22 protein-coding genes are annotated in these 22433 nt (G+C 73.1%); 13 read left to right on the forward strand and 9 right to left on the reverse strand.

Annotated elements, in window-relative coordinates:
- Positions 1 to 139: 139 nt before the first annotated feature.
- Positions 140 to 769, reverse strand: a complete 630-nt coding sequence (locus ACIBG6_RS33995) for a uridine kinase (RefSeq protein WP_399226553.1) — start codon at positions 767 to 769, stop codon at positions 140 to 142.
- 183 nt (positions 770 to 952) lie between these two features.
- On the opposite strand from ACIBG6_RS33995, the gene ACIBG6_RS34000 reads away from it, so the two are divergent.
- The 3 genes from ACIBG6_RS34000 to ACIBG6_RS34010 all read left to right on the forward strand — a co-directional run bounded on the left by ACIBG6_RS34000 (position 953) and on the right by ACIBG6_RS34010 (position 3843).
- Positions 953 to 2350, forward strand: coding sequence for a peptidase C39 family protein (locus ACIBG6_RS34000; RefSeq protein WP_399226554.1), 1398 nt, complete (start codon positions 953 to 955; stop codon positions 2348 to 2350).
- Positions 2351 to 2425: 75 nt separating this feature from the next.
- A complete protein-coding gene (locus tag ACIBG6_RS34005) occupies positions 2426 to 2575 on the forward strand; it encodes an SCO1431 family membrane protein (RefSeq protein WP_399226555.1) in 150 nt (49 codons plus the stop codon).
- A gap of 95 nt (positions 2576 to 2670) precedes the next feature.
- Positions 2671 to 3843 (forward strand): acyl-CoA dehydrogenase family protein, encoded by a 1173-nt coding sequence (locus ACIBG6_RS34010; RefSeq protein ID WP_399226556.1) that lies wholly within the window; start codon positions 2671 to 2673, stop codon positions 3841 to 3843.
- Here ACIBG6_RS34010 and ACIBG6_RS34015 read toward each other — a convergent pair.
- Positions 3806 to 4153, reverse strand: a complete 348-nt coding sequence (locus ACIBG6_RS34015) for a hypothetical protein (RefSeq protein WP_399226558.1) — start codon at positions 4151 to 4153, stop codon at positions 3806 to 3808. The genes ACIBG6_RS34010 and ACIBG6_RS34015 overlap by 38 nt on opposite strands.
- Positions 4154 to 4327: 174 nt before the next feature.
- Between ACIBG6_RS34015 and ACIBG6_RS34020 the strand changes: the two genes are divergently transcribed.
- The gene (locus tag ACIBG6_RS34020; protein WP_399226559.1) at positions 4328 to 5464 is read left to right on the forward strand and encodes a hypothetical protein; all 1137 of its coding nucleotides are present in this window, start codon (positions 4328 to 4330) and stop codon (positions 5462 to 5464) included.
- 10 nt (positions 5465 to 5474) lie between these two features.
- Positions 5475 to 6566: a phosphotransferase family protein gene (locus ACIBG6_RS34025; RefSeq protein ID WP_399226560.1), complete on the forward strand. Its 1092-nt coding sequence runs from the start codon at positions 5475 to 5477 to the stop codon at positions 6564 to 6566.
- A gap of 35 nt (positions 6567 to 6601) precedes the next feature.
- Here ACIBG6_RS34025 and ACIBG6_RS34030 read toward each other — a convergent pair whose 3' ends face one another.
- A complete protein-coding gene (locus ACIBG6_RS34030) occupies positions 6602 to 6970 on the reverse strand; it encodes a hypothetical protein (RefSeq protein WP_317593735.1) in 369 nt (122 codons plus the stop codon).
- A gap of 226 nt (positions 6971 to 7196) precedes the next feature.
- Here ACIBG6_RS34030 and ACIBG6_RS34035 point away from each other — a divergent pair, with 226 nt between their 5' ends.
- From ACIBG6_RS34035 to fxsA, 4 genes are all read left to right on the forward strand, one after another.
- Positions 7197 to 7637 (forward strand): Lrp/AsnC family transcriptional regulator, encoded by a 441-nt coding sequence (locus tag ACIBG6_RS34035; RefSeq protein WP_017242178.1) that lies wholly within the window; start codon positions 7197 to 7199, stop codon positions 7635 to 7637.
- A gap of 68 nt (positions 7638 to 7705) precedes the next feature.
- Positions 7706 to 9358, forward strand: a complete 1653-nt coding sequence (locus ACIBG6_RS34040) for an amidohydrolase (protein ID WP_399226561.1) — start codon at positions 7706 to 7708, stop codon at positions 9356 to 9358.
- A 449-nt stretch (positions 9359 to 9807) separates the two neighbouring features.
- A complete protein-coding gene (locus tag ACIBG6_RS34045) occupies positions 9808 to 10584 on the forward strand; it encodes a polyprenol monophosphomannose synthase (protein WP_399226562.1) in 777 nt (258 codons plus the stop codon).
- An 85-nt stretch (positions 10585 to 10669) separates the two neighbouring features.
- A complete protein-coding gene (gene fxsA, locus ACIBG6_RS34050; protein WP_399226563.1) occupies positions 10670 to 11263 on the forward strand; it encodes an FxsA family membrane protein in 594 nt (197 codons plus the stop codon).
- A 161-nt stretch (positions 11264 to 11424) separates the two neighbouring features.
- Here the strand turns inward: fxsA and ACIBG6_RS34055 are convergent, their stop codons facing one another.
- The 4 genes from ACIBG6_RS34055 to ACIBG6_RS34070 form a co-directional block, all read right to left on the reverse strand.
- Positions 11425 to 11799 carry an RNA polymerase-binding protein RbpA gene (locus ACIBG6_RS34055; protein WP_015032218.1) on the reverse strand — a complete coding sequence of 125 codons (375 nt, stop codon included), beginning with the start codon at positions 11797 to 11799 and terminating at the stop codon, positions 11425 to 11427.
- Between the two features lie 268 nt (positions 11800 to 12067).
- On the reverse strand, positions 12068 to 13432 hold the full coding sequence (locus ACIBG6_RS34060; protein ID WP_399226564.1) for an MFS transporter: 1365 nt from the start codon (positions 13430 to 13432) through the stop codon (positions 12068 to 12070).
- A 56-nt stretch (positions 13433 to 13488) separates the two neighbouring features.
- Complete coding sequence (locus tag ACIBG6_RS34065) at positions 13489 to 14253, reverse strand: glycerophosphodiester phosphodiesterase (protein ID WP_399226565.1); 765 nt, start codon at positions 14251 to 14253, stop codon at positions 13489 to 13491.
- Complete coding sequence (locus ACIBG6_RS34070) at positions 14250 to 15014, reverse strand: YitT family protein (RefSeq protein ID WP_399226566.1); 765 nt, start codon at positions 15012 to 15014, stop codon at positions 14250 to 14252. Before ACIBG6_RS34070 ends, ACIBG6_RS34065 begins: the two co-directional genes overlap by 4 nt.
- A gap of 64 nt (positions 15015 to 15078) precedes the next feature.
- Between ACIBG6_RS34070 and ACIBG6_RS34075 the strand changes: the two genes are divergently transcribed.
- Positions 15079 to 16578, forward strand: coding sequence for a PLP-dependent aminotransferase family protein (locus tag ACIBG6_RS34075; RefSeq protein WP_399226567.1), 1500 nt, complete (start codon positions 15079 to 15081; stop codon positions 16576 to 16578).
- Positions 16579 to 16660: 82 nt separating this feature from the next.
- On the opposite strand, the gene ACIBG6_RS34080 is transcribed toward ACIBG6_RS34075, so the two are convergent.
- Both ACIBG6_RS34080 and ACIBG6_RS34085 read right to left on the reverse strand, forming a co-directional pair.
- Positions 16661 to 18433, reverse strand: a complete 1773-nt coding sequence (locus ACIBG6_RS34080; protein WP_399226568.1) for a hypothetical protein — start codon at positions 18431 to 18433, stop codon at positions 16661 to 16663.
- A 60-nt stretch (positions 18434 to 18493) separates the two neighbouring features.
- Positions 18494 to 18688: a hypothetical protein gene (locus ACIBG6_RS34085; protein WP_015032212.1), complete on the reverse strand. Its 195-nt coding sequence runs from the start codon at positions 18686 to 18688 to the stop codon at positions 18494 to 18496.
- 307 nt (positions 18689 to 18995) lie between these two features.
- Between ACIBG6_RS34085 and ACIBG6_RS34090 the strand changes: the two genes are divergently transcribed.
- The 3 genes from ACIBG6_RS34090 to ACIBG6_RS34100 all read left to right on the forward strand — a co-directional run bounded on the left by ACIBG6_RS34090 (position 18996) and on the right by ACIBG6_RS34100 (position 22416).
- Complete coding sequence (locus ACIBG6_RS34090) at positions 18996 to 19388, forward strand: ankyrin repeat domain-containing protein (protein ID WP_399226569.1); 393 nt, start codon at positions 18996 to 18998, stop codon at positions 19386 to 19388.
- A gap of 254 nt (positions 19389 to 19642) precedes the next feature.
- Positions 19643 to 21058, forward strand: coding sequence for a HEAT repeat domain-containing protein (locus ACIBG6_RS34095; RefSeq protein ID WP_399226570.1), 1416 nt, complete (start codon positions 19643 to 19645; stop codon positions 21056 to 21058).
- Between the two features lie 236 nt (positions 21059 to 21294).
- Entirely contained in the window at positions 21295 to 22416 is a 1122-nt protein-coding gene (locus ACIBG6_RS34100) for a glycosyltransferase family 4 protein (RefSeq protein ID WP_399226571.1), read from the forward strand.
- Positions 22417 to 22433: the final 17 nt, after the last annotated feature.

A 22433-nucleotide genomic window follows, 5' to 3' on the forward strand; every position in this document is an offset into this window, starting at 1 on the left:
AAGCCCCCGATCACGGGGGAACAACCGGGGGCTTCGTGTCTGCGGCGGCTCCGAAAAGCCGCACATTGAGAACGTAAGACCTGTACGCCCCTTGGGTCAAGCGGTGTTCAGGCACTTGCGGAAGCGGACTTTCGGACCCTCAATTCACGGACAGAGAGCCGTCACGGTACGTGATGATCTGGTCCGGGCCCGCTGTCACGGAGGGCCCGGGAAGCCAGTCGTACCCCTCTCGACCCTCCCGTACCAGCGTGTCGGCGAAGGGCCGGGAAGGATCCTCGGCGAAGTGGCGAGTCTCCGCCAGCGTCCACGCGTCCCAGAACTCGGCCTGCTCCGGGCCGTCCCGGTGCCGCCCTCGGACCCAGGACTCCTCGGGCTCCCGCTCCATCCACAGCAGCCACGCCAGGAACGGCCGCACCACCGCCCGGCCCGCGCCGACACCCTCGACGAGGACGACCGGGGCCGGCGGCAGCGCGCGGGCCTCGCCGAAGCTCCGGCGGTGCCAGTCGTACGGCCGGTAGAGCGCGGTCTCGCCCCGGGAGAGCGGCTCCAGGACCTGCCGCCGAAGCCGCTCGGTCCACGCGAAGAGCTCCTCGTGGGTGGCGAGGTCGTCGAGGTGCAGGACGGGGGCGCCGCCGAGGGCGGTGGAGAGGCGGGCAGCGAGGGTGGACTTCCCGGAGCCCGCGTGGCCGTCGACCGCGACCAGCCGGACCGGTCCGCAGGAGGGCGGGAGCCGGAGCAGGGCGTGTGCCGCACGGTCGAGGTCGTTCATGGGCCCAGGGTAGGGGAGTGGGGGACCGTCGCAGGTCAGGGAGGTGCCATCGCCAGTGGTCGAGACCAATATTGGTGCGGCGACGCGGGGCGAAGTGCTGGCGGAGGCCCCGCGCGAGCCGGGATAGTGGGCCAGCGCAGCCCTGTCCGTACGCCCGCCGTTCTCGACTGGGGGTCACCGCCCATGACCAACTCCACCCCGCGCAGAACCGTCCTCGCCGCGGCTCTCGCGGCCGCCGCGGGAACGGCCGCGGCCACCACCGCCCCGGCCACCGCTGCCCCTGCCTCCCCCGACTGCGTCCCGGACGCGTCGGACGACTGCGCCGCCGCCCGGGGACACGCACCGGCGCGCGGTGTCGTCGACAACCGCTTCTGGTCCTCGTACACCGACTGGAGGTGCGGCAGCGCGGCCGGGACGAAGGCGGTCGCCGGCCACCGCCCCGGCCTGGTCCTCGCCATCCCCGCGGGCCGTACCGAGTACGCCGACCCGCACACGGGCCGGACCTCGGCCTGGGAGTACGCGAGCTGGACCTCGCCCGTGCACACCCCGACCGTGCCCGCCACCGAGGTCATCGCCTCCTGGAACGCCCACACGCCGCCCGGCACCTGGCTCCAGGTCGAGCTCTCCGGCACGTACTCCGACGCCACCGACACCCCCTGGTACGTGCTGGGGCGCTGGGCCTCCGGCGACGCCGACATCCGGCGCACCTCGGTCGACGACCAGACCGACGGCAAGAGCTCCGTCTGGACCGACACCTTCGCGATCGACGACGCGGCGAGCGGCCTCCGGCTGCGCTCGTACCGGCTCCGTCTCACCCTCTACCGCACCCCGGGGAGCGGCCTCACCCCGACGGTCTGGCGGCTCGGCGCGATGGCCTCGGACGTCCCGGACCGCTTCACCGTCCCGGCCTCGGAGCCCGGCCCCGCCCACGAGCTGACCGTGCCGCGCTACTCCCAGAACACCCACGTGGGGCAGTACCCCGAGTACGACAACGGCGGCGAGGCCTGGTGCAGCCCGACCTCCTCCCAGATGATCGTCGAGTACTGGGGGCGCCGCCCCTCGGCCGAGGAGCTGGCCTGGGTGAACCCGGACTTCGCCGACCCCCAGGTCTGCCACGCGGCCCGCTTCACCTACGACCACCAGTACGAGGGCTGCGGCAACTGGCCCTTCAACGCCGCCTACGCGGCCACGTACCCCGACATGAACGCGGTGGTGACCCGGCTCCGCTCGCTCACCGAGCTCGAATCCCTGGTCCGGGCGGGCATCCCGGCCATAACGTCCCAGTCCTTCCGCAAGGAGGAGCTGACCGGGGCCGGGTACGGCACCTCAGGCCACCTCATGACCGTCATCGGCTTCACCGCGGACGGCGACGTCATCGCCAACGACCCCGCCTCGCCCAGCAACGAGGCCGTCCGCCGGATCTACCGGCGGCGCGAGTGGGAGAACATCTGGCTCCGCACCAAGCGGTACAACGCGAGCGGGAAAGTGCTCTCCGGCACAGGCGGGGTCTGCTACCTCTACTTCCCCGACCGTCCTTCGCCCGCGCAGCGCAAGGCCCTCGCGGCCCTCGGCATCGGCTGACCGGGCCGGGCGGCTCCAGGGGACGTGACCGACGTCTCTACCCCGGGGCCGCCCCCGTGCCGCACTGTGGTGGCCATGACCGCAACCACCCACACCCGTCTCCTCTCCCGCGCCCGCACGGGCGGTCCCCGGGACGGCGACGGACCCAAGATCCTGGAGCACGTGCTCGGCTGGACCCTGGTCGTCGTGCTCGCCGTGTTCGTCACCCGGGCGGGCCTCATGTGACCACGGCCGTGTGATCCCCCCGGACGGAACGGGCATACTCCCCGCGACCGCGTGCGCGCCCACTCGCGCCGCCCCGCAGGGAGGAGCACCCGGCCATGTCCGAAAGCCCCGCGGACGGCGTGGAACGCCGGCTGCCCACCGATGAGGCCCGGGAGCTGCTCGCCCTGGTCGGCGACATCGCCCGGCGGGAGATCGCCCCGCGCGCCGCGGAGGAGGAGGCGGCCGGGGTGTTCCCCCGTGAGCTGTTCGCGCTGCTCTCCCGGTCGGGACTGCTCGGGCTCCCCTACGACCCGGCGTACGGCGGGGGAGGGCAGCCGTACGAGGTCTACCTCCAGGTCCTGGAGGAGCTCGCCGCGGCCCGGCTCACCGTGGGCCTCGGCGTCAGCGTCCACACGCTCTCCTGTCACGCCCTCGCCGGCTTCGGTACCGAGGAGCAGCGGGCCGAGCACCTGCCCGCGATGCTGGGCGGCGGCCTCCTCGGCGCGTACTGCCTCTCCGAACCCTCCGCCGGCTCGGACGCGGCGGCGCTGCGGACCCGGGCGGTCCGGGACGGCGACGAGTGGGTCGTCGACGGCACCAAGGCCTGGATCACCCACGGCGGGATCGCGGACTTCTGCACGGTCATGGCCCGCACCGGCGGTCCGGGGGCGCGCGGCATCACCGCCTTCCTGGTGCCGGGGGACGCCCAGGGGCTGAGCGCGGCCCCGCCCGAGCGGAAGATGGGCATGAAAGGCTCGCCCACCGCCCAGCTGCACTTCGACGGCGTACGGGTCCCCGACGCACGGCGCCTCGGCGCCGAGGGGCAGGGCTTCGCGATCGCCCTCGCCGCCCTGGACTCGGGCCGGCTCGGCATCGCGGCCTGCGCGGTCGGGCTCGGCCGAGCGGCGCTGGACGAGGCCGTGGCGTACGCGCGCGAGCGCCGGCAGTTCGGGCGGCCGATCGCCGACTTCCAGGGGCTCCGCTTCCTGCTCGCCGACATGGCGACCCTGGTGGAGGCGGGCCGGGCGCTCTACCTGGAGGCGGCACGGCTCCGGGACGAGGGGCGGGAGTTCGGGCGGTCGGCGGCGATGGCGAAGCTCTTCTGCACGGACGCCGCCATGCGGGTCACGACGGACGCGGTGCAGGTGCTCGGTGGGTACGGCTACACCGCGGACTTCCCGGTGGAGCGGTATCTCCGCGAGGCGAAGATGCTGCAGATCGTCGAGGGGACCAATCAGATCCAGCGGGTGGTCATCGCGCGTCACCTCGTCGGACCAGAGTCCCGCTGACGCGTACGGTGCGGTCCGCCCAGACGGGGCCGGCGGCGAGCCGGCTCCACTCCTGGTCGCGGTGGCCCGGGAGGGTGCGGCCCTGGCTGGCCCAGAGGCTGAGGACGTCCTGGTAGATGGGCGGGTCCGGGGCGACCTGGACCGGAACGGGGACCGGGACGGGCGTGGGGAGGGGGTTGGGGGCGGGGAGGGGCGCCGGAGCGGGTGCCTGCGGCAGCACCGGCGCCTTATGAGGAACCGATTCTTCGCCATGCGGTTCGGCCTGCCGGTGCCGACCGTAACTGCTGGGAGTCGTGTACAGCGTGGTCATGCCCGGACCAACGCGCCTCCGGCTGCCGGGGTCACCCCTGAACGGATTCGAGCGGCAGTTCGCCCGGTACCCGGTGCGCGACTCTGGCCCCCCGGCATTTATCTGACGTACCGTCAGCTTTCATCGCGGAAGCACCCGCCGACGCGGAACCACCCGCCGATCAGGAGGTCAGCCATGTCGGTGAAGCGGCACGTCGACGACCGGCCCGTCGCGCTCGACGAATACCCCGTGCACCAGGCCCCGCTCTCGATGAAGCACCACGTGAGCAGCGACCGCAACGCCTATGACCGCTGCATCTTCCACGTCTTCGACCACCAGGGCCGGGCCCTGCTCATCGCCGGCCTCGGCGTCTACCCGAACACCGGTGTCATCGACGCCTACGCGACCCTCCGCACGGGCGACCGGCTGCACGCCGTGCGCGCTTCCGACGCCCTCGGCGACGACCGTACGAACCTGTCCGTCGGCCCCCTCGTCATCACGGTCGACGAACCCCTCAAGCGGCTCTCCCTGCGCTGCGAGGCCGATCCGGACGACCCCGAAGGGCTCTCCTTCGACCTCACCTGGACCGGCGACTTCCCCACCGTCTGGGAGCCCCACCACACCCAGCGCCACGGTGGCCGCCTCACCCTCGAAGGCCGCCGCTTCGTCCAGGCCGGGCACTGCACGGGCACGATCAGGGCGGGCGGCGAGGAGTTCACGGTCACCGCGGGGGAGTGGACCGGCACCCGCGACCGCAGCTGGGGCGTCCGCCCGATACCCGGCGAAGAGCCCGGCCGCGCCGCCGAGTTCCGACCCGAGGGCTTCCACTGGCTCTGGATCCCGATGCGCTTCGAGGACCGCTTCCTCATGGTCATCGCCCAGGAGGACGCCGACGGCTATCGCACCCTCAACGAAGCCCTGCTCGTACGGAACGGGCACCGCGACACCCAACTCGGCTGGCCCCGCACCGACATCACCTACCGCCCGGGCACCCGCCACCCCGAGCGGGCCGTCGTCCACCTCGCCGACCCGGCCGGGAAACCCCTGGAGATCGGCGTCGAGATCCTCGCCTCCTCGCCTCTGGCCGTCGGCGCCGGATACCCGCCCGCCAACGACTGGCAGCACGGCACCTGGCAGGGCCGCGGCTGGACCGACCGACGCGTCTACGACCTCTCCGACCCGTCCGCGCACCCCATGGCCGCCTACGGCGTCACCGACCACGCCGCCCGCTTCACCCTCGACGGACACACCGGCTACGGCATCTTCGAACACGGCTCCTTCGGCCGCCACGACCCCAGCGGCTTCGCCGACCACACGTCGACGGCCGGCTGAGGAGGCTCGCATGGCGACCGCACCCCGTCCCCGCACCACCACCCGCGACCCCGAGGAGCTCGGCCGGCGGCTCACCGCCTGGCTGGACCGGCACCTGCCCGGAGCCCGTGTCACCGGCCTCGCCGTGCCCGGCACCAACGGCATGTCCAGCGAGACCCTGCTCTTCGACCTGGACCACCCCGACGCCCCCGTGCGCGGCTGCGCCCTCCGGCTGGCCGCCGACCCCGCCGCGTACAGCGTGTTCCCCGTCTACGACATGGCGCGCCAGCACCGCGTGATGCGCCTGGTCGGCGAGCACACCGACGTACCCGTACCGCGCGTGCTCTGGCTGGAGGAGGACCCGGGGCCGCTCGGCGCCCCCTTCTTCGTGATGGCCCGCGCCGAGGGCCGGGTGCCGCCGGACGTCATGCCCTATACGTACGAGGGGAACTGGCTGCACGCCGCCACCGACGCCGAACGCGCCCTTCTGGAGGACGAGTCCGTGTCCGTCCTGGCCCGGCTGCACGACCAGTTCCCCGCGAAGGAAGCCGAGTTCCTGTTGCCGGACGGCGCCGGCTCGCCCCTGCGCCGTCACGTCGACGCCCAACGCGCCTACTACGCCTGGGTGGTGGAGGGTCTGGCCCCTTCACCGCTCATCGAGTCCGCCTTCGACTGGCTGGAGGCGCACTGGCCCGCCGACGAGGGGCCGGCCGTGCTCGGCTGGGGTGACGCCCGGATCGGGAACATCGTCTACGACGGGTTCACACCCGCCGCCGTCCTCGACTGGGAGATGGCGTCCTGCGTCCCGCGCGAGGTCGACCTCGGCTGGACGGTCTACCTCCACCGCTTCTTCCAGGACCTGACGGTCTCCTTCGGCCAGCCCGGCCTGCCCGACTTCCTGCGCCGCGACGCGATCGAGCGGCGGTACGCGGAACTGACCGGGCACACCCCGCGCGACATGGAGTTCCACACCCTCTACGCGGCCCTGCGGCACGCGATCGTGATGCTCAGGATCGCGTACCGGCAGGCGTACTTCGGAGAGGTCGAGGTGCCCGGCGACCCGGACGCCCTCATCCTGCACCACGCCACGCTCGCGGCGATGGTACGGGGAAGCTACTGGTGAGACGGGTGCCCTGAGCGGGCACCGCAGGACAGGCCCTAGGCGGCGCGCCGCATCTGGGGCACCCGGAGCGGACGTGAGCCCGGACCGCCGACGTGCGAGAAGGGCTGCGTCCGCCAGTCGAGGCTCTGGGGGAGCGTCAGGAGCAGCGCGGTGTCCTGCTCCTGGACCTCCAGGGTGTCGTCCGCCGGGCGGGCCGCGGAGGCCGCGAGGCCCGTCCCCGGGCACACCGTCAGGACGAAGGGGTTCCACGGCGTGGGGCAGAGGGCGTGCTCGGGCAGCACGTCCTCGTCGGCGAGCAGCGCGATCGGCTGCACGCACTCCGGGCAGACGACCCGGAACATCTCAAAGGTGTCGTACGCGTCGAGCTCGTCGAACGTGTCGACGGATTCAACAGGATCCTGCATGGAGAATCTCCCCCTCGGGTGCGTCGGCCGGGTCTGTGACGGCCTCGACCACAGCAAGCACTTCCCATACGGAACTCCGCATAACCGTGAGCCGGGATCCCGGGCCGGGTGCAAACCTGTGGCGTTCGTCACATGCCTGTCGCAGGTGCCCCGTGACCGCCCATAGCGCCCTATACGGGTCGGCCCCGGTTGTCCTGGGGCGCTCGCGGCGCACTAGGGTCACCGCATGGAGGAGCTGGATCGTCAGATCGTCGAGTTGCTCGTCAAGGACGGGCGCATGAGCTACACCGACCTGGGCAAGGCCACCGGCCTGTCCACCTCGGCAGTGCATCAGCGCGTCCGCCGTCTCGAGCAGCGCGGAGTCATCCGCGGCTATGCCGCCGTCGTCGACCCGGAGGCCGTGGGTCTGCCGCTCACCGCCTTCATCTCGGTCAAACCCTTCGACCCGAGCGCCCCCGACGACACCCCCGACCGGCTCGCCGACATCCCGGAGATCGAGGCCTGCCACAGCGTCGCGGGCGACGAGAACTACATCCTCAAGGTCCGGGTCGCCACGCCGCTGGAGCTGGAACACCTGCTCAGCCGCATCCGCTCGCAGGCCGGGGTCTCCAGCCGGACGACCGTCGTCCTGTCCACCCCGTACGAGGCCCGGCCGCCGCGCATCTGACCGCGCCTCCGGTCGCGATGGGGGACCTGCCGGACAAACCGGGTCCCGGCAGGTCATAGCCTGGGCGCATGAGTGAGCCCATGTCCGCGGCGTCCGCCGCCTCCGCCGCCGAGCACCGCACCGTGCTGCTGCGCGGCGGCGAAGTCCACAGCCCCGCCGATCCCTTCGCCACCGCCATGGTGGTGGAGCGCGGGCACGTCGCCTGGGTGGGCTCGGAGGGCGCGGCCGACGCCTTCGCCTCCGGCGTGGACGAGGTCGTCGACCTGGAGGGCGCGCTCGTCACCCCGGCGTTCGTCGACGCGCACGTGCACACCACGGCCACCGGCTTCGCCCTCACCGGCCTCGACCTGTCCTCCGCCGCCTCGCTCGCCGAGGCGGCGGAGCTGATCCGGGCCCACGCCGACGCCCGCCCCGGGGACCGCATCCTCATCGGCCACGGCTGGGACGCCGCCCGCTGGCCCGAACGCCGCCCGCTCACCCGCGCCGAGCTCGACGGGCTCACCGGCGGCCGCCCGCTCTACCTGACCCGGATCGACGTCCACTCGGCCGTCGTCACGACCGCCCTCCTCGACCTCGTCCCCGGCGTCCGCGACCTGGACGGCTTCCACGACGGGCAGCGGCCGCTCACCGGTGACGCACATCACGCCGTACGTGCCGCCGCCTTCGCCGCCGTCTCCCCGGCGCAGCGCACGGAGGCGCAGCGCGCCGCCCTGAGCCACGCCGCCTCCCTCGGCATCGGCACCCTGCACGAGTGCGGCGGCCCGCAGATCTCCTCCGAGGAGGACTTCACCGGCCTCCTGGACCTGGCCCGCGCCGAGGCCGGGCCCCGGGTCGTCGGCTACTGGGCGGACCTCGACATCGAGCGGGCACGGGCGCTGGGCGCCCTCGGCGCGGCCGGCGACCTGTTCGCCGACGGCTCCCTCGGCTCGCACACCGCCTGCCTCCACGAGCCGTACGCGGACCACGCCGACGCCGGGCACACGGGCGCCGCCCACCTGGACGCGGCGGCCGTCGCCCTCCATGTCGTGGCCTGCACCGAGGCCGGGCTCCAGGCCGGCTTCCACGCCATCGGGGACGCCGCCGTCACCGCCGTGGTCGAGGGCGTCCGCGCCGCCGCCGAGAAGCTCGGCCTCGCCCGGATCCGGGCCGCCCGGCACCGCGTCGAGCACGCCGAGATGCTCACCCCCGAGACCGTCGCCGCCTTCGCCGAGCTGGGCCTCACCGCCTCGGTCCAGCCCGCCTTCGACGCGCTCTGGGGCGGCGAGGACGGCATGTACGCCGACCGGCTCGGCGTCGAGCGGGCCAGGACCCTCAACCCGTACGCAGCGCTGCTCCGCGCCGGTGTGCCGCTGGCCTTCGGCTCCGACAGCCCGGTCACCCCGCTCGACCCCTGGGGCGCCGTCCGGGCCGCCGCCTTCCACCGCACCCCCGAGCACCGGATCTCCGTCCGGGCGGCCTTCACCGCCCACACCCGGGGCGGCTGGCGGGCCGTGGGCCGGGACGACGCAGGGACGCTCGTCCCCGGCGCCCCCGCCGACTACGCGGTCTGGCGCACGGGCGAACTTCTCGTCCAGGCGCCCGACGACCGGGTCGCCCGCTGGTCCACCGACCCCCGCTCCGGCACGCCGGGTCTGCCCGATCTTTCGCCCGGCGCGGAGCTCCCCGTCTGCCTGCGCACGGTGGTGTACGGACAGACGGTGTTCGTACGGCCGAACGAGTGATGTAGGGATATTTCCGACCCTGGAGCGCCGCTCCGCACGCTTGTCCCCGACCTGCGGATCTTCGCCTCCGGCCTGGGCTTTCAGGGAGTCTGCGCAGGTCAAGCGGGTGTTGACAGTCGACGGTCGGGGGCGGGTAGGTTCTCCGCGTCCACCACAGGACGTCCGACCGTTTGAAACCGCCCCGCAGTCGCCGACCGCCGCCCGCGCCTCGGCCGCGAGGGAAGGTTTCTCCGGCGGAAGGTGCGACCCGGGTGGGGCCCGGACGTTCAGTAGACAACGGCTCTCGGTCGACCCGCAGCCAGCGGATCCCAGGTCGGACCGAAGGACGACGGGCCCCGCACCGCACGGCAACCGCCCCCATATGTCCCTTCACCGCGCGACCGCCGCGCCGGAGCACTCCGAGGACCTCGCTATGGTGGGGTCCTGCGTTTGTATCCGAAGGGGCAGTAGTGAACGACGGTGGCCAGAGGCGTTACGGCCCGCTCGGCAAGGCCTTGGTGATCATTCCGACCTACAACGAGGCGGAGAACATCAAGCCGATCGTCGCGCGGGTGCGGGAGGCCGTACCCGAGGCGCACGTTCTCGTCGCCGACGACAACAGCCCCGACGGCACGGGCAAGTTCGCGGACGAGATCTCCTCCGAGGACGATCACGTCCACGTGCTGCACCGGAAGGGCAAGGAGGGGCTCGGCGCCGCCTACCTCGCCGGCTTCCGCTGGGGCATCGAGCAGGGGTACGGCGTCCTCGTCGAGATGGACGCGGACGGCTCGCACCAGCCCGAGGAGCTGCCCCGGCTGCTCACCGCGCTCAAGGGCGCGGACCTGGTCCTCGGCTCCCGCTGGGTGCCCGGCGGCCGGATCGTGAACTGGCCGAAGTCCCGCGAGTTCATCTCCCGCGGCGGCAGCCTCTACTCCCGCGTGATGCTCGACGTGCCGATCCGCGACGTGACGGGCGGCTACCGGGCCTTCCGCAAGGAGACCCTGGAGGGCCTGGGTCTGGAGGACGTGGCCTCCGCGGGCTACTGCTTCCAGGTCGACCTGGCCCGTCGCGCGGTCGCCGCCGGCTTCCATGTCGTCGAGGTCCCGATCACCTTCGTGGAGCGTGAGATCGGCGACTCCAAGATGAGCCGGAACATCGTCGTCGAGGCGCTGTGGCGGGTCACCGGCTGGGGTGTGACGGCACGTGCGGAGAAGGTCGGCCGCATGCTCGGCCGCAAGTCCTCCTGACGCCTCCGAGGCAGGCCTTCCGCCGTCGCGCGTACTGATCCTTCCTTTACGACGTTCCGGCGGGGTGCCAGGCACACTGGGGACCATGACGACCGGCGCAACGCCTCCTCTCGCCCCGAAGCGCTCCCGCGCGCGCACGTTCCTTCCGCTCGGCATCGCCGTCTGGCTGGTCCTGGAGATCTGGCTGCTCACGGTGGTGGCGAACGCGACCGGCGCGCTGACCGTGCTCGCCCTGCTCGTCGGCGGCGCCGTACTCGGCGCCACCGTCATGAAGCGGGCGGGCCGACGCGCCTTCCAGAACCTCACCACGACCTTCCAGCAGGCGCAGGCGGCCGCCCAGACGGGCGAGGTGCCCTCGGCGGCCGGGAAGACCGGCGCGGAGGACCGCAACGGCTTCCTGATGCTCGGCGGCCTGCTCCTGATGATCCCCGGCCTCGTCTCGGACGCGGCCGGACTCCTGCTGCTGATCCCGCAGGTCCGCTCGTTCCTCGGGCGGTACGCGGAGAAGGCCGTGGAGCGCCGTATGACCGCCGCGCCTCCCGGCAGCCTCCAGGACGCCTTCCAGCAGGCGCGCATGCGTCGCCCGGACGGAAAGGTCGTCCAGGGTGAGGTCGTCCGCGAGGACGCGAGCCAGGGCCCCCGTCGGCCCGACGAGCCCCGCTCGCCCCTGATGCCCTGACGCGACCGACGTCATACTCACTCCGCTCCGCGTATCCCTCCGGGGTGCGCGGAGTTCCGCTGTGCCGGGTTTTGTCCAGCTCCCGGGCACGCGGAAACGCCGAGGGGCCCGGTACACACTTCGTGTACCGGGCCCCTCGGCGTTGTTCGTCCGGCGGTCCGCTACGCGGACTTACGGCTGTCGCGCGGATGCACGGCGATGTTCATGGCGCCGGAGCGCAGGACGGCCAGCCTTTCGGCAAGGACCTCCTCCAGCTCCTCGCGGGTGCGGCGCTCCATGAGCATGTCCCAGTGCGTACGCGCAGGCTTGCCCTTCTTCTCCTCAGGTCCGTCCCCGTCCACCAGGAGTGCCTGGATTCCGCAGACCTTGCACTCCCACTCCGGCGGAATTTCCGCTTCCACCGAGAAGGGCATCTCGAAACGATGGCCCTTCTCGCATGCGTACTCCACGGCCTGGCGCGGGGCCAGATCGATGCCGCGGTCGGTCTCGTAGCTCGTCACCACGAGGCGCGTGCCGCGAAGAGCTCGCTCACTCATGAATCGTGCCTCCCGGGCTTGTCGCCCACAGGACAGGTGTCGCTGTCGTCGTTATCCGGTCAACGTCCGGTCGGCGGTAAAGATTCCCGTGCCGGGTCATGCGTCGCCCGTCGTGCCGCCCCTTGTTGTACCCACCAGTGCCCGTTTTGTCACATCTGACATCAGATGTGACTCACTGTCTTCACCAAAGCAGCACGCAGTAACGGTCCGCCTGGCAGGCCAAAGGCGTACACTACCGGCCTTTCACTTCCGCGTCTAAATTCGCTCTCTAAATTCGCTCCGGCAGCGGGTTGCCCGCCTCCTCCACCGCGCGCCGCACCGGGACCCTGGCGAGCAGGGCGAATCCGACGGCGAAGAAGATCACGAGAGAGATGATGGCATCCCGATAGCTTCCGGTCAGCTGATACGCGAGACCGAACACGAGTGGACCCAGCCAGCTCAGTCCCCGATCGCTCATCTCGTACGCCGAGAAGTACTCCGCCTCCTTGCCGCGCGGCACCAGATGAGAGAACAGCGAGCGCGACAGGGCCTGGCTGCCGCCCAGGACCAGGCCGATCGCGGCCGCCAGAGAGTAGAAGAACACGGGCGCGTCGGCCGGCAGGAAGTAGGCCGCCGCCAGGATCAGGGTCCAGACCGCGAGCGAGCCGAGAATCGTCCGCTTGGCACCGTGCGACCGGGCGAGTCGCCCCATCCCCAGGGCGCCCGCCACCGCGAGCACCTGGACCAGCAGCACCGCCGTGATCAGGGTCGTCTGGTCGAGGCCCAGCTCCTCCGAGCCGTACACGGATGCCTGCGAGATCACCGTCTGCACGCCGTCGTTGTAGACCAGATAGGCCAGCAGGAAGGAGAGCGTCAGCGGATACCGGCGCATGTCCTTGAGGGTCGCCCGCAGCTGCCGCCAGCCGCTGCCGACCGCGCCGGCCCGCTCGTCCCCGTCCGCGCGGACGTGCCGGTCGCGCAGCCGCCGCAGCGGTACGAGGGTGAAGGCGCCCCACCACACACCGGCCGAGGCGAGACAGATCCGGATCGCCTCGCCCTCGGTGAGGCCGAACGAGTCGTGACCCGAGTACAGGACCAGGTTCACCACGAGGACCAGCGCGCCGGACGTGTAGCCGAAGGCCCAGCCGCGCGAGGAGACCTTGTCCCGCTCGTCCGGCTCCGCGATCTGCGGCAGATAGGCGTTGTAGAGCACCATCGACACCGCGAGCGAGGCGTTCGCCACGATCAGCAGGAACGCGCCCAGGAGGTAGCGCTCGCCCGCGAGGAAGAACATCCCCGCCGTGGCCGTGGCCCCCAGGTACGCCGCCGCCGCGAGCAGCGGCTTCTTCCGGCCCGTACGGTCCGCCACCGCGCCCACCAGCGGCATCACCAGGACGGCGACCACGATCGAGGCGGACACGGCGTACGCGAAGAGCGAGCCGGCCCGCACGGGTATCCCGAGCGGGTGCACGAAGCCCTCGGCGTCGGACGCCGCCCGCGCCACTGAGGTCAGGTACGGGCCGAGGAACACGGTCAGCACGCTCGTCGAGTACACCGAGCACGCGAAGTCGTAGAAGTACCAGCCGTGCTGCTCGCGCCGCCGTTCGGCGGGACCGGTGGCGTACTCCTCCGGTTCGGTGGTGTCTGCGGTCAAGGCCGCGCCCCCTCGCTCGTCCCCGTGATCCGTGCCCGCGCCGGCTCGACGCGCTCTCAGACCCACACCCCCCGCTCGGTCAGCACCGAGCGCAGCGTCTCCAGATGATCGGTCATGATGCCATCCACGCCCAGGTCGAGGAGAGAGTTCATCCGGTCCGGATCGTTCACCGTCCAGACGTGGACCTGGAGCCCGCGCGCGTGCGCCTCCCGCACGAAACGGCGGTCGACCACGGGGACGCCCGCCTGGCGCTCCGGGACCTGTGCGGCGATCGCCCCCGCCCGTACCGCCGCCGGGATGCCGAAGGAGCGCAGCCGCAGCCCGATCACCCCGCGCACGCCGTACGAGGTGGCCAGCCTGGGCCCGGCCATCTGCTGGGCCCGCGCCACCCGAGCCTCGGTGAAGGAGCCCACGCAGACCCGGTCCCAGGCGCGCTTCTTGCGGATGAGGTTCACCAGCGGGTACAGCGCGGACTCGGCCTTGAGGTCCACGTTCCAGCGGGCCTCCGGGAACTCCTCCAGGAGGTCGGCGAAGAGCGGCAGCGGTTCCCTGCCCGCCACGCGGGCCTCGCTGACCGCCGCCCACGGCAGGTCGCGGATCCGGCCCGAGGCGTCCGTGACGCGGTCGAGGGTCGCGTCGTGGAAGGCGACGAGCGCGCCGTCCGCCGTCGTGTGCACATCGGTCTCGAAGTAGCGGTAGCCCGCCGCGGAGGCCCGGCGGAAGGCGGCCGCGGTGTTCTCCAGGCCGTTCGCCGTGCCGCCGCGGTGGGCGAACGCGAGGGGGGAGGGGTGGTCGAGATAGGGGTGGCGTACGCGAGTCACGGGCGCAGTATGGCCTGTCCCGGTGTCCCGGGGGCGACCGCCGGGAGGACGGACGCCTCTTCCGGCGAGGCTTCCGGGCCGCCGGACCCCGGCTCGGGCGCGGCCTGGGTCACGCCCTCGGGTACGGCGAACCAGCGCAGGAAGTACTGGGCGAGCGGGCCGATCGCCAGCGCGTACAGGACCGTCCCGACGCCGACCGAACCGCCGAGCGCGAAGCCGGTCGCGACGACGGCCACCTCGATCGCCGTCCGCACCAGCCGGATCGACCGGCCGGTGAGCCGGTGCAGCCCGGTCATCAGCCCGTCGCGCGGGCCGGGGCCGAACCGCGCCGCGATGTACAGGCCGGTGGCCACCCCGTTCAGGACGATGCCGAGCGCGAGGAGCGGCACCTGCCCGGCCGGGCCGTGGACGTCGGGGACGAGCGCCAGCGTGCCGTCCATCGCGATGCCGATCGCGAAGACGTTGGAGACGGTGCCCAGACCCGGCTTCTGCCGGATCGGGATCCACAGGAGCAGCACGGCCGCCCCGACGATGATCGACACCACCCCGATGGTCAGCCCGGTCTTCTCGGCGAGACCCTGGTGGAGGACGCCCCAGGGCTCCAGGCCGAGCCCGCTGCGCACCAGGAGCGCCGAGCTCACCCCGTACAGCGTCAGACCGACGTACAGCTGGACGAGCCGACGGGTGAGGTGCCGGCCGTGGAGGCCGGAGGCGATGGACAAGGGACTTCCCCCCAGGGTGGTGGTAGTGGACTGGCTCATGACACTCTGTGGCGGGGTATCGGGTGCCAACCATGGCCAATTCGATGAAGGTGGACTGATTTCGATGGCTCAGTGGACTTCGGCAGTGGGGCCCGCACAGCTCGCCCGGCAGCTCCAGGCGCAGCAGGCCCGGCCCTTGGGACCCGGCGCCCGCAAGCCGCCCGCCTACCGGGCCCTCGCCGACGGCATCCGCCTCCTCGTCCTGGAAGGCCGTGTCCCCGTCGCCGCCCGCCTGCCCGCCGAACGGGAACTCGCCGTCGCCCTGACCGTCAGCCGGACGACGGTGGCCGCCGCCTACGAGGCGCTGCGCTCCGAGGGCTTCCTGGAGTCCCGCCGCGGGGCCGGCAGCTGGACGGCCGTGCCGGCCGGGAACCCGCTGCCCGCGCGCGGCCTCGAACCGCTGCCCCCGGAGGCCCTCGGCTCCTTGATCGACCTCGGCTGCGCGGCCCTGCCCGCGCCCGAGCCCTGGCTCACCCGGGGCGTCCAGGGCGCCCTGGAGGAGCTGCCGCCCTACGCCCACACACACGGCGACTACCCGGCCGGGCTGCCCGCGCTGCGCCAGACGCTCGCCGACCGCTACACGGCGCGCGGCATTCCGACCATGCCCGAGCAGATCATGGTGACGACCGGGGCCATGGGCGCCATCGACGCCATCTGCCACCTCTTCGCGGGGCGCGGCGAGCGCATCGCCGTCGAGTCGCCCTCGTACGCCAACATCCTCCAGCTCATGCGGGAGGCCGGAGCCCGGCTCGTCCCCGTCGCCATGTCCGAGGGGCTCGGCAGCTGGGACATGGGCCGCTGGCGCCAGGTGCTGCGGGACGCGGCGCCCCGCCTCGCGTACGTCGTCGCCGACTTCCACAACCCGACCGGCGCGCTGGCCGACGAGGACCAGCGACGGCAGCTCGTGGACGCGGCCCGCTCGGCCGGCACGGTCCTCGTCGTCGACGAGACCATGACCGAGCTGCACCTCGACGACGACCTGGAGATGCCCCGGCCGGTCTGCGCCTTCGACCCGGCCGGCTCGACGGTCCTGACGGTCGGCTCGGCCAGCAAGGCCTTCTGGGCGGGCATGCGGATCGGCTGGGTCCGGGCCGCCCCCGACGTCATCCGCTCCCTCGTGGCCGCGCGCGCGTACGCGGACCTCGGCACCCCCGTACTGGAACAGCTCGGCGTGAACTGGCTGATGGGGACCGGCGGCTGGGAGAAGGCCGTGAGCCTCCGGCGCGCACAGGCGCGCGAGAACCGGGACGCGATCGTCACCGCGGTCCGCAGGGAGCTGCCGGAGTGGGAGTTCTCGGTGCCGCGCGGCGGGCTGACGCTCTGGGTCCGCACCGGCGGGCTCTCCGGCTCACGGCTCGCCGAGGCGGGCGAACGCGTCGGCGTCCGGGTCCCCTCGGGCCCGCGGTTCGGCGTGGACGGCGCCTTCGAGGGCTTCATCCGGCTGCCCTTCACGGTGGGCGGCCCGGTCGCCGACGAGGCGGCCGCCCGGCTGGCCGCCGCTGCGCGCCTGGTGGAGTCGGGCGCGGGCGGGGGAGTGGAACCGCCTCGCTCGTTCGTGGCGTAGAGGCGTAACGGCGTAACGGCGTATGCCGAGAGGCCGGTACGGATGGGGGTCCGTACCGGCCTTCGGCATGTCCGCGGCGTGCTCAGCCCTCGGCCGCGACCGGGGCGTGGCGGGGCGCCGGGCCCGGGTCCGCCGCGAGGCGCGGGGCGGGTTCGTCCTCGTAGCGGGCGACGGGGGCGACCGGGGCGGCGTCGGGCTGGTGGAGCGGCCGGGCGGGAACCGGGTCGGGGGCCGAGGCCGGGATCGTCTCGACTGCCGACACCGCCGCGACCGGCACCGTCTCGAGTGCCACCGTCCCGATCGTCACGGTGCCGCCTCCCACGGTCTCGACGGCCACCGTGTCCGCCGCCGTGCGGCGTTCCGGGAGGAGCGCGAGGACCGCCTGGCGGTGCGCCTCGCTCGTGGCGTCGTCGTACGGGTCGGGCGTCGCCGGCACCTGGAGCCGCAGGACCGGGCCCGTACCGAGCCGGGCGTAGCCACGGCCCGGCGGCACCTGGGGCGTCGGCGTGGTGTGCGGTGCGACGCCGAGGACGGACTCGATCTGCTCGGGGGAGGCGGGACCGAGCACGATCCGCGCCCGGGTGTGGCTCCGTACCGTCTCGCTCAGCGTGTCCGTGCTGTCGAACTGCTCGGCCACCACCACCGTGACCTGCGCCGCGCGCCCGTGCCGCAGCGGCACCTGGAGCAGCTCCTGCGGGTCGGGGCGGCCGTCGGCGGCGGCCAGGTGGCCGAGGACGCCCGGCCGGTCGAGGAGGATCCACAGCGGCCGCCGGGTGTCCTCCGGCGCGGGATGCCCCGCCTGCCGGGCGCGGTTGGCGGCGATCAGCCGCCGCTCCGTCTCGTGGGCCGCCCACTCCAGGCTGGCCAGGGCGCCGGAGAGTCCGCACTCGACGGCGAGGACGCCGTCGCGGCCGGTCAGGCAGGCGTACTCGCCGGTGCCGCCGCCCTCGACGATCAGCACGTCCCCGTGCGGGAGGGCCTGGAGCGCGATCGAGCGCAGCAGGGAGGTGGTGCCGCTGCCCGGCTGGCCCACGGCGAGCAGGTGCGGCTCGGTGGAGCGGGGGCCGGTGCGCCAGACGACGGCCGGGGCGTCCTCCGTGTCGTCCGCCGTGACCACGGGCACGGTCCGCTGCACGGCGTCCTCGTCGGTGAAGCCGAGCACGGTCTCGCCCGGCACCGTGACGAAACGCTGGGCGGCGATGGTGGTGGGCAGGGCGGGCAGCACGCTCATGACGAGCCGGTTGCCCTCCTGGTCCCAGTCGAAGTGGTACTCGCGGCCGCGGCCCGACTTGGCGTGCAGCAGCTGCTCGACGCGGGCGCGCGCGGCCGGTTCGCCGTCGGTGAAGTACGGGGGGTAAGCGATCCGCAGCCGGGTCGGCCGCCCGTCCTCGTCGAAGGCGTACTCCGCGAAGGCGCCGCTCCAGTCGCCGCCGTGGGCGAAGAGCGGGGAGGGGTCGTCGGGAACGGAGAAGTACGGCACGAGGGCCTCGTACATGCCCTTGAGCCGGGCGATCTCCGCGTCGTCGGGTCCGGTCTTGACGACCGGGCGTTCGCGCCCCTTCCACGCGGCGGCGCCCATGAGCGTGACGAGCGCGAGCAGCGGCCCGTACGGCACGAGGGCGACGACCAGGACGCAGGCCGCGACCAGGAGCAGCGTGGGACCGCGCCGCTCCTTGGGGGTCGCGGCCCACTTGGCGCGCGCGGTCGCGGCCAGCTTCCGCAGACCACGGGAGACCGTGATCAGCGGCTGGAGCACGTCGGTGGCGCTGTCGGCGGCCGTGCGCGCGATCTCTCGGCTACGAGCGATCTGCGCGCTGCCGCTGTTCAGAATGCGGGGGAGTGGTCGCCGGGCCACGTCGTACTCCTGGTTTCGTGGAAGGGGCTGGGTGAAGGGGCGGGAAGCCCCCTCGGGGCGTCAGAACTTGATTCCGCCCAGGAGACCGGCGAGGCTCTGCCCGCCCGCCGTGATGCTGGGGGCGATGGCGGTGCCCGCGAGGTAGAAGCCGAACAGCGCGCTGACGAGGGCGTGGGAGGCCTTCATCCCGTCCTTCTTGAAGAACAGGAAGCAGATGATGCCGAGCAGGACCACGCCTGAGATGGACAGGATCATTTGGTGTTCTCCTGGTTGAGGGGACAGTCACCATGAGTCCTTCCAGGTTCACAGCAAGTATCTATGTGACTAAAGGTGCATTAGAGTGAAATCCGCCTGATTTCACTTGACCGGCTCACACGGGATGCCTCGCCGGGTGGCGAAAACCCTGCGGTGAGTTAGAGGCGCGTCGAGGCCGGATCGCGGTGATCTTTGCCTCAGTGGAGCGCGGTCATGTCGCCCGACGGGCAGTACCCTGTCGATTCACTCGTACGGCCGCGCTTGCCGTGCCCAGGTCGACACTGCAGGAGAGAGGCGGTTCCACCCGATGAGCGAGACTCCGGACCCCGAGGTCATCGAGCTGGCGTCCAAGGTCTTCGACCTCGCGCGCACGGGAGACACCGCCGCCCTGGCCGCCTACGTCGACGCGGGCGTCCCGGCGAACCTCACCAACGACAAGGGTGACTCCCTCGTCATGCTCGCCGCCTACCACGGCCACGCCGCCGCGGTCTCGGCCCTCCTGGAGCGCGGCGCCGACGCGGACCGCGCCAACGACCGCGGCCAGACCCCGCTCGCGGGCGCCGTCTTCAAGGGCGAGGACGCCGTCATCCGCGCCCTGCTCGCCGGCGGCGCAAATCCGGAGTCCGGGACTCCGTCCGCCGTCGACACCGCCCGCATGTTCGGCAAGGCCGATCTCCTGGAGCTCTTCGGAGCCCGGTGAACGGGTACTGAACCCCAGGTGAGAGCAGCGTCGTAAATGTGGTCGCGGTGGCGAAATGGGTGGGTCATCATGACGTCGGGCCCGGCAGACCGGGCCACCGACGAGAGGCAGAGGAAGATGGTCACTGGCAAGCGATGGACGACGAGCGGCCCGACATGTTGCCGCACGGCCTAGGCGTACAGAGATGTATCGCCTGACCCGGGTCATCCCGGTCTCCCCCGGTCGTGTCGACAGCTTGATGTGAGGCGTCTTCCATGTTCGATCCAGTCATAGCGCCGAGCGGCACCCTGCTCGGCCTGCTGCAGAGGGGCCGCGGCGACGGCACCCTGCACGCGCTCGCCGCGCCACGGGCCGAGGCCCTCGCGGCCCTCAACCACTGCGTTCTCTCCGACCCCCGCCACGACTGGCAGGTCGAGAACCGCTCCCTCTACTACGCCCGTCTCTACCTGGACCTCCACGGCGGTCTCGACGAGATCGAGGCGCACCTCTTCGGTGCCGAGGACCACCTCGACCCCGAGGAGTCCAGGACCGGGCTCGCGCTCGCCGTCCTGGGGCACCTCGCCTCCTACGGACGCCAGGACGCCCTGCTCCTGCTCCGGAGCTACGCGGCGACCGGCTCGAACTGGGCCTGGGCCCTGGACGAGCTGGCCCTGCGCGACGACGACGCCGGGCTCCGCGGGCTCGCCCTTCCCGTGCTCGCCCGCTTCCCGGCCGACCCGGCGGGCGACGCCGAGCTGGCGACCGTCGTGCGCGACGCCTTCGAGCCCCGGCCCTGGCGGCTGTGGGCCGAGGACCAGCGGGACGCCGTCGGCGCCCGGGTCAGGGCCGCGCAGGAACAGGGCTCCTTCGACCGCTGGCAGCGCCAGATGCGCCCCGCGGGCCCCCGCCCCGGCTGGAGCGTGCGCGCCGTCCTCGACTGGGCGCAGGAGGGCTACGAGCGAGGCGCCGAGCTGTACGGCCCCGCCGCCCGCTGCCTCGCCGCCGTCGCCGGCCCCGAGGACCGCGCCGAACTCCTCGCCGCCGCCCGCGACGGCTCGACGGGGGCGCGCGGAGCCGCGCTCCACCACCTCGCCGCATCGCGGGACCCCGCCGTCCTCGACCTCGTGGAGGCCGCCGTCGACGGCGGATCCCGCCCGGTCGCCGACGCGGCCGTCGCCGCCTACCGGCGCATGTGCGGGGAGGACGCGGTCGCCCGTGCCCGCGCGTGGGTCCGGCGCACCGACGAGCTCGGCACCGCAGCCGCCGAGGTCCTCGCCTGCCGAGGCACGGCGCAGGACGCCGGCCTCGTCCTCGGGGCGCTGCGCGGGACCATCCGTGCTGCCGGACCCGACGCACCCGAACTCGCCGTCCTCGTCGACGGGGCGGGCCGGCTCGACATCGCCTGCGCCGCACCCGTGCTCCGGCACGTCTACCGCGAGACGTCCTCCTCCCAGTTGCGCGGACGAGTGGCCCGATCCCTCGCCGCCACCGACCCCACCTTCGCGACCGGCTTCGCCGTCGAGTGCCTCTGGGACTGCGAGGAGACCACCCGCGAGGTGGCCGCCCAGCACGCCGAGACCGGCGACGTACGGGTCGCCGACCGGCTCCGCCGCCTCGCCGCGGACCCGGCCGAGGAAGCCGAGGTCCAGACCGCGGTGCGCAACCGGATAGGACCGGATCTCCAGGTCTGACCCGGCCCCAGATCTGACCCCTCCCCAGGTCTGAAGGCCCGTTCCGACCGATTCCCGGACCCCGGGGCGGCGCGGCCTGCGGCGGAGATCCCGCCGATCGTGGCCCCGCCCCGGGCGTCCGGTGACCGGACGCCCGGCGAGCGCGTCGGACCCCGCGGCGAAACGCTCATGGGACGTTCCCCCGCCGTCCAGATCGACGTCGGCGGGTACACGCCAAGCGGGACGACAACACCCGTATGCGTGTCGTCATCGTCACAGAATCCTTCCCTCCCGATGTCAACGGTGTGGCGCACTGCGCCCTTCAGACCGCGCGCCACCTCGTCCGACGGGGCCACGTCCCGCTCGTCATCGCCCCCGCCGTCGCCGATCCGGCGGCGGACGCCGACGCACCCTGCGCCGTCGTCCGGGTGCCGTCGCTGCCCCTGCCCGGCTATCCCCAGGTCCGGGTCGCCCTGCCCAGCCGCCGGGTCGCCGCCGCCATCGCCGCGCACCGCGCCGACCTCGTCCACCTCGCGGGACCCTTCGTCCTCGGGGTGCGCGGAATGACGGCCGCCGCCCGGCTCGGCATCCCCGCCGTCGCCGTCTACCAGACCGACCTCGCCGGCTACGCCCGTACGTACGTGGGCGCCGGCGAGGGCGCCGCCTGGCGCCGGCTGCGCGCCGTCCACGGCGCCGCCGACCGCACCCTCGCCCCGTCGTCCGCCGCCGTACGCGACCTGGAGTCCCACGGCATCCGCCGCATCCGGCTGTGGGGGCGCGGCGTGGACACCGACCGCTTCCGGCCCGGTCTGCGCGACGCCGGCCTGCGCCGCGAACTCGCCCCCCGCGGCGAACTCCTCGTCGGCTACGTAGGCCGCCTCGCGCCCGAGAAGCGCGTGGACCTGCTCGCCGGGATCCGCGGCATACCGGACGTCCGGACCGTGGTCGTCGGCGACGGGCCCAGCGGGCCCGGGCTGCGTGCCGCCCTGCCGGACGCCCGGTTCCTGGGCCGCCGCACCGGCGACGACCTCGCCCGGATCTTCGCCTCGCTGGACGTCTTCGCCCACACCGGCCCGTACGAGACGTTCTGCCAGACCGTCCAGGAGGCCATGGCGAGCGGGGTTCCGGTGATCGCCCCGGCCGCCGGCGGGCCCCTGGACCTGGTCGACCACGGGCACACCGGGCTCCTCGTACCGCCCGGCGACCCGGACGCGCTGCGGGAGGCCGTCACCTCGCTCGCCGCCGCCCCGGACGTGCGCGCCGCCTACGGCCTCGCCGGCCGGGCCGCCGTCGAGGGCCGCACCTGGGAGGCGCTCGGCGACGAGCTGATCGGCCACTACCAGGAGGTCCTGCGCGAGCGGACGGCGGTGGCGGCGTGAACGGCACTCCTCCCGTT

Origin of the sequence: Streptomyces sp. NPDC050842 (assembly GCF_044456565.1) — a bacterium.
GTDB lineage: Bacteria > Actinomycetota > Actinomycetes > Streptomycetales > Streptomycetaceae > Streptomyces.

Coding starts and splice junctions, on each gene's coding strand:
- ACIBG6_RS34025 (WP_399226560.1), top strand. CDS start 5,475: ATGGCGACCGCACCCCGTCCCCGCACCACCACCCGCGACCCCGAGGAG.
- ACIBG6_RS34035 (WP_017242178.1), top strand. CDS start 7,197: ATGGAGGAGCTGGATCGTCAGATCGTCGAGTTGCTCGTCAAGGACGGG.
- ACIBG6_RS34095 (WP_399226570.1), top strand. CDS start 19,643: ATGTTCGATCCAGTCATAGCGCCGAGCGGCACCCTGCTCGGCCTGCTG.
- ACIBG6_RS34055 (WP_015032218.1), bottom strand. CDS start 11,799: ATGAGTGAGCGAGCTCTTCGCGGCACGCGCCTCGTGGTGACGAGCTAC.
- ACIBG6_RS34090 (WP_399226569.1), top strand. CDS start 18,996: ATGAGCGAGACTCCGGACCCCGAGGTCATCGAGCTGGCGTCCAAGGTC.
- ACIBG6_RS34075 (WP_399226567.1), top strand. CDS start 15,079: ATGGCTCAGTGGACTTCGGCAGTGGGGCCCGCACAGCTCGCCCGGCAG.
- ACIBG6_RS34015 (WP_399226558.1), bottom strand. CDS start 4,153: ATGACCACGCTGTACACGACTCCCAGCAGTTACGGTCGGCACCGGCAG.
- ACIBG6_RS34100 (WP_399226571.1), top strand. CDS start 21,295: ATGCGTGTCGTCATCGTCACAGAATCCTTCCCTCCCGATGTCAACGGT.
- ACIBG6_RS34000 (WP_399226554.1), top strand. CDS start 953: ATGACCAACTCCACCCCGCGCAGAACCGTCCTCGCCGCGGCTCTCGCG.
- ACIBG6_RS33995 (WP_399226553.1), bottom strand. CDS start 769: ATGAACGACCTCGACCGTGCGGCACACGCCCTGCTCCGGCTCCCGCCC.
- ACIBG6_RS34010 (WP_399226556.1), top strand. CDS start 2,671: ATGTCCGAAAGCCCCGCGGACGGCGTGGAACGCCGGCTGCCCACCGAT.
- ACIBG6_RS34020 (WP_399226559.1), top strand. CDS start 4,328: ATGTCGGTGAAGCGGCACGTCGACGACCGGCCCGTCGCGCTCGACGAA.
- ACIBG6_RS34070 (WP_399226566.1), bottom strand. CDS start 15,014: ATGAGCCAGTCCACTACCACCACCCTGGGGGGAAGTCCCTTGTCCATC.
- ACIBG6_RS34030 (WP_317593735.1), bottom strand. CDS start 6,970: ATGCAGGATCCTGTTGAATCCGTCGACACGTTCGACGAGCTCGACGCG.
- ACIBG6_RS34005 (WP_399226555.1), top strand. CDS start 2,426: ATGACCGCAACCACCCACACCCGTCTCCTCTCCCGCGCCCGCACGGGC.
- fxsA (WP_399226563.1), top strand. CDS start 10,670: ATGACGACCGGCGCAACGCCTCCTCTCGCCCCGAAGCGCTCCCGCGCG.
- ACIBG6_RS34085 (WP_015032212.1), bottom strand. CDS start 18,688: ATGATCCTGTCCATCTCAGGCGTGGTCCTGCTCGGCATCATCTGCTTC.
- ACIBG6_RS34040 (WP_399226561.1), top strand. CDS start 7,706: ATGAGTGAGCCCATGTCCGCGGCGTCCGCCGCCTCCGCCGCCGAGCAC.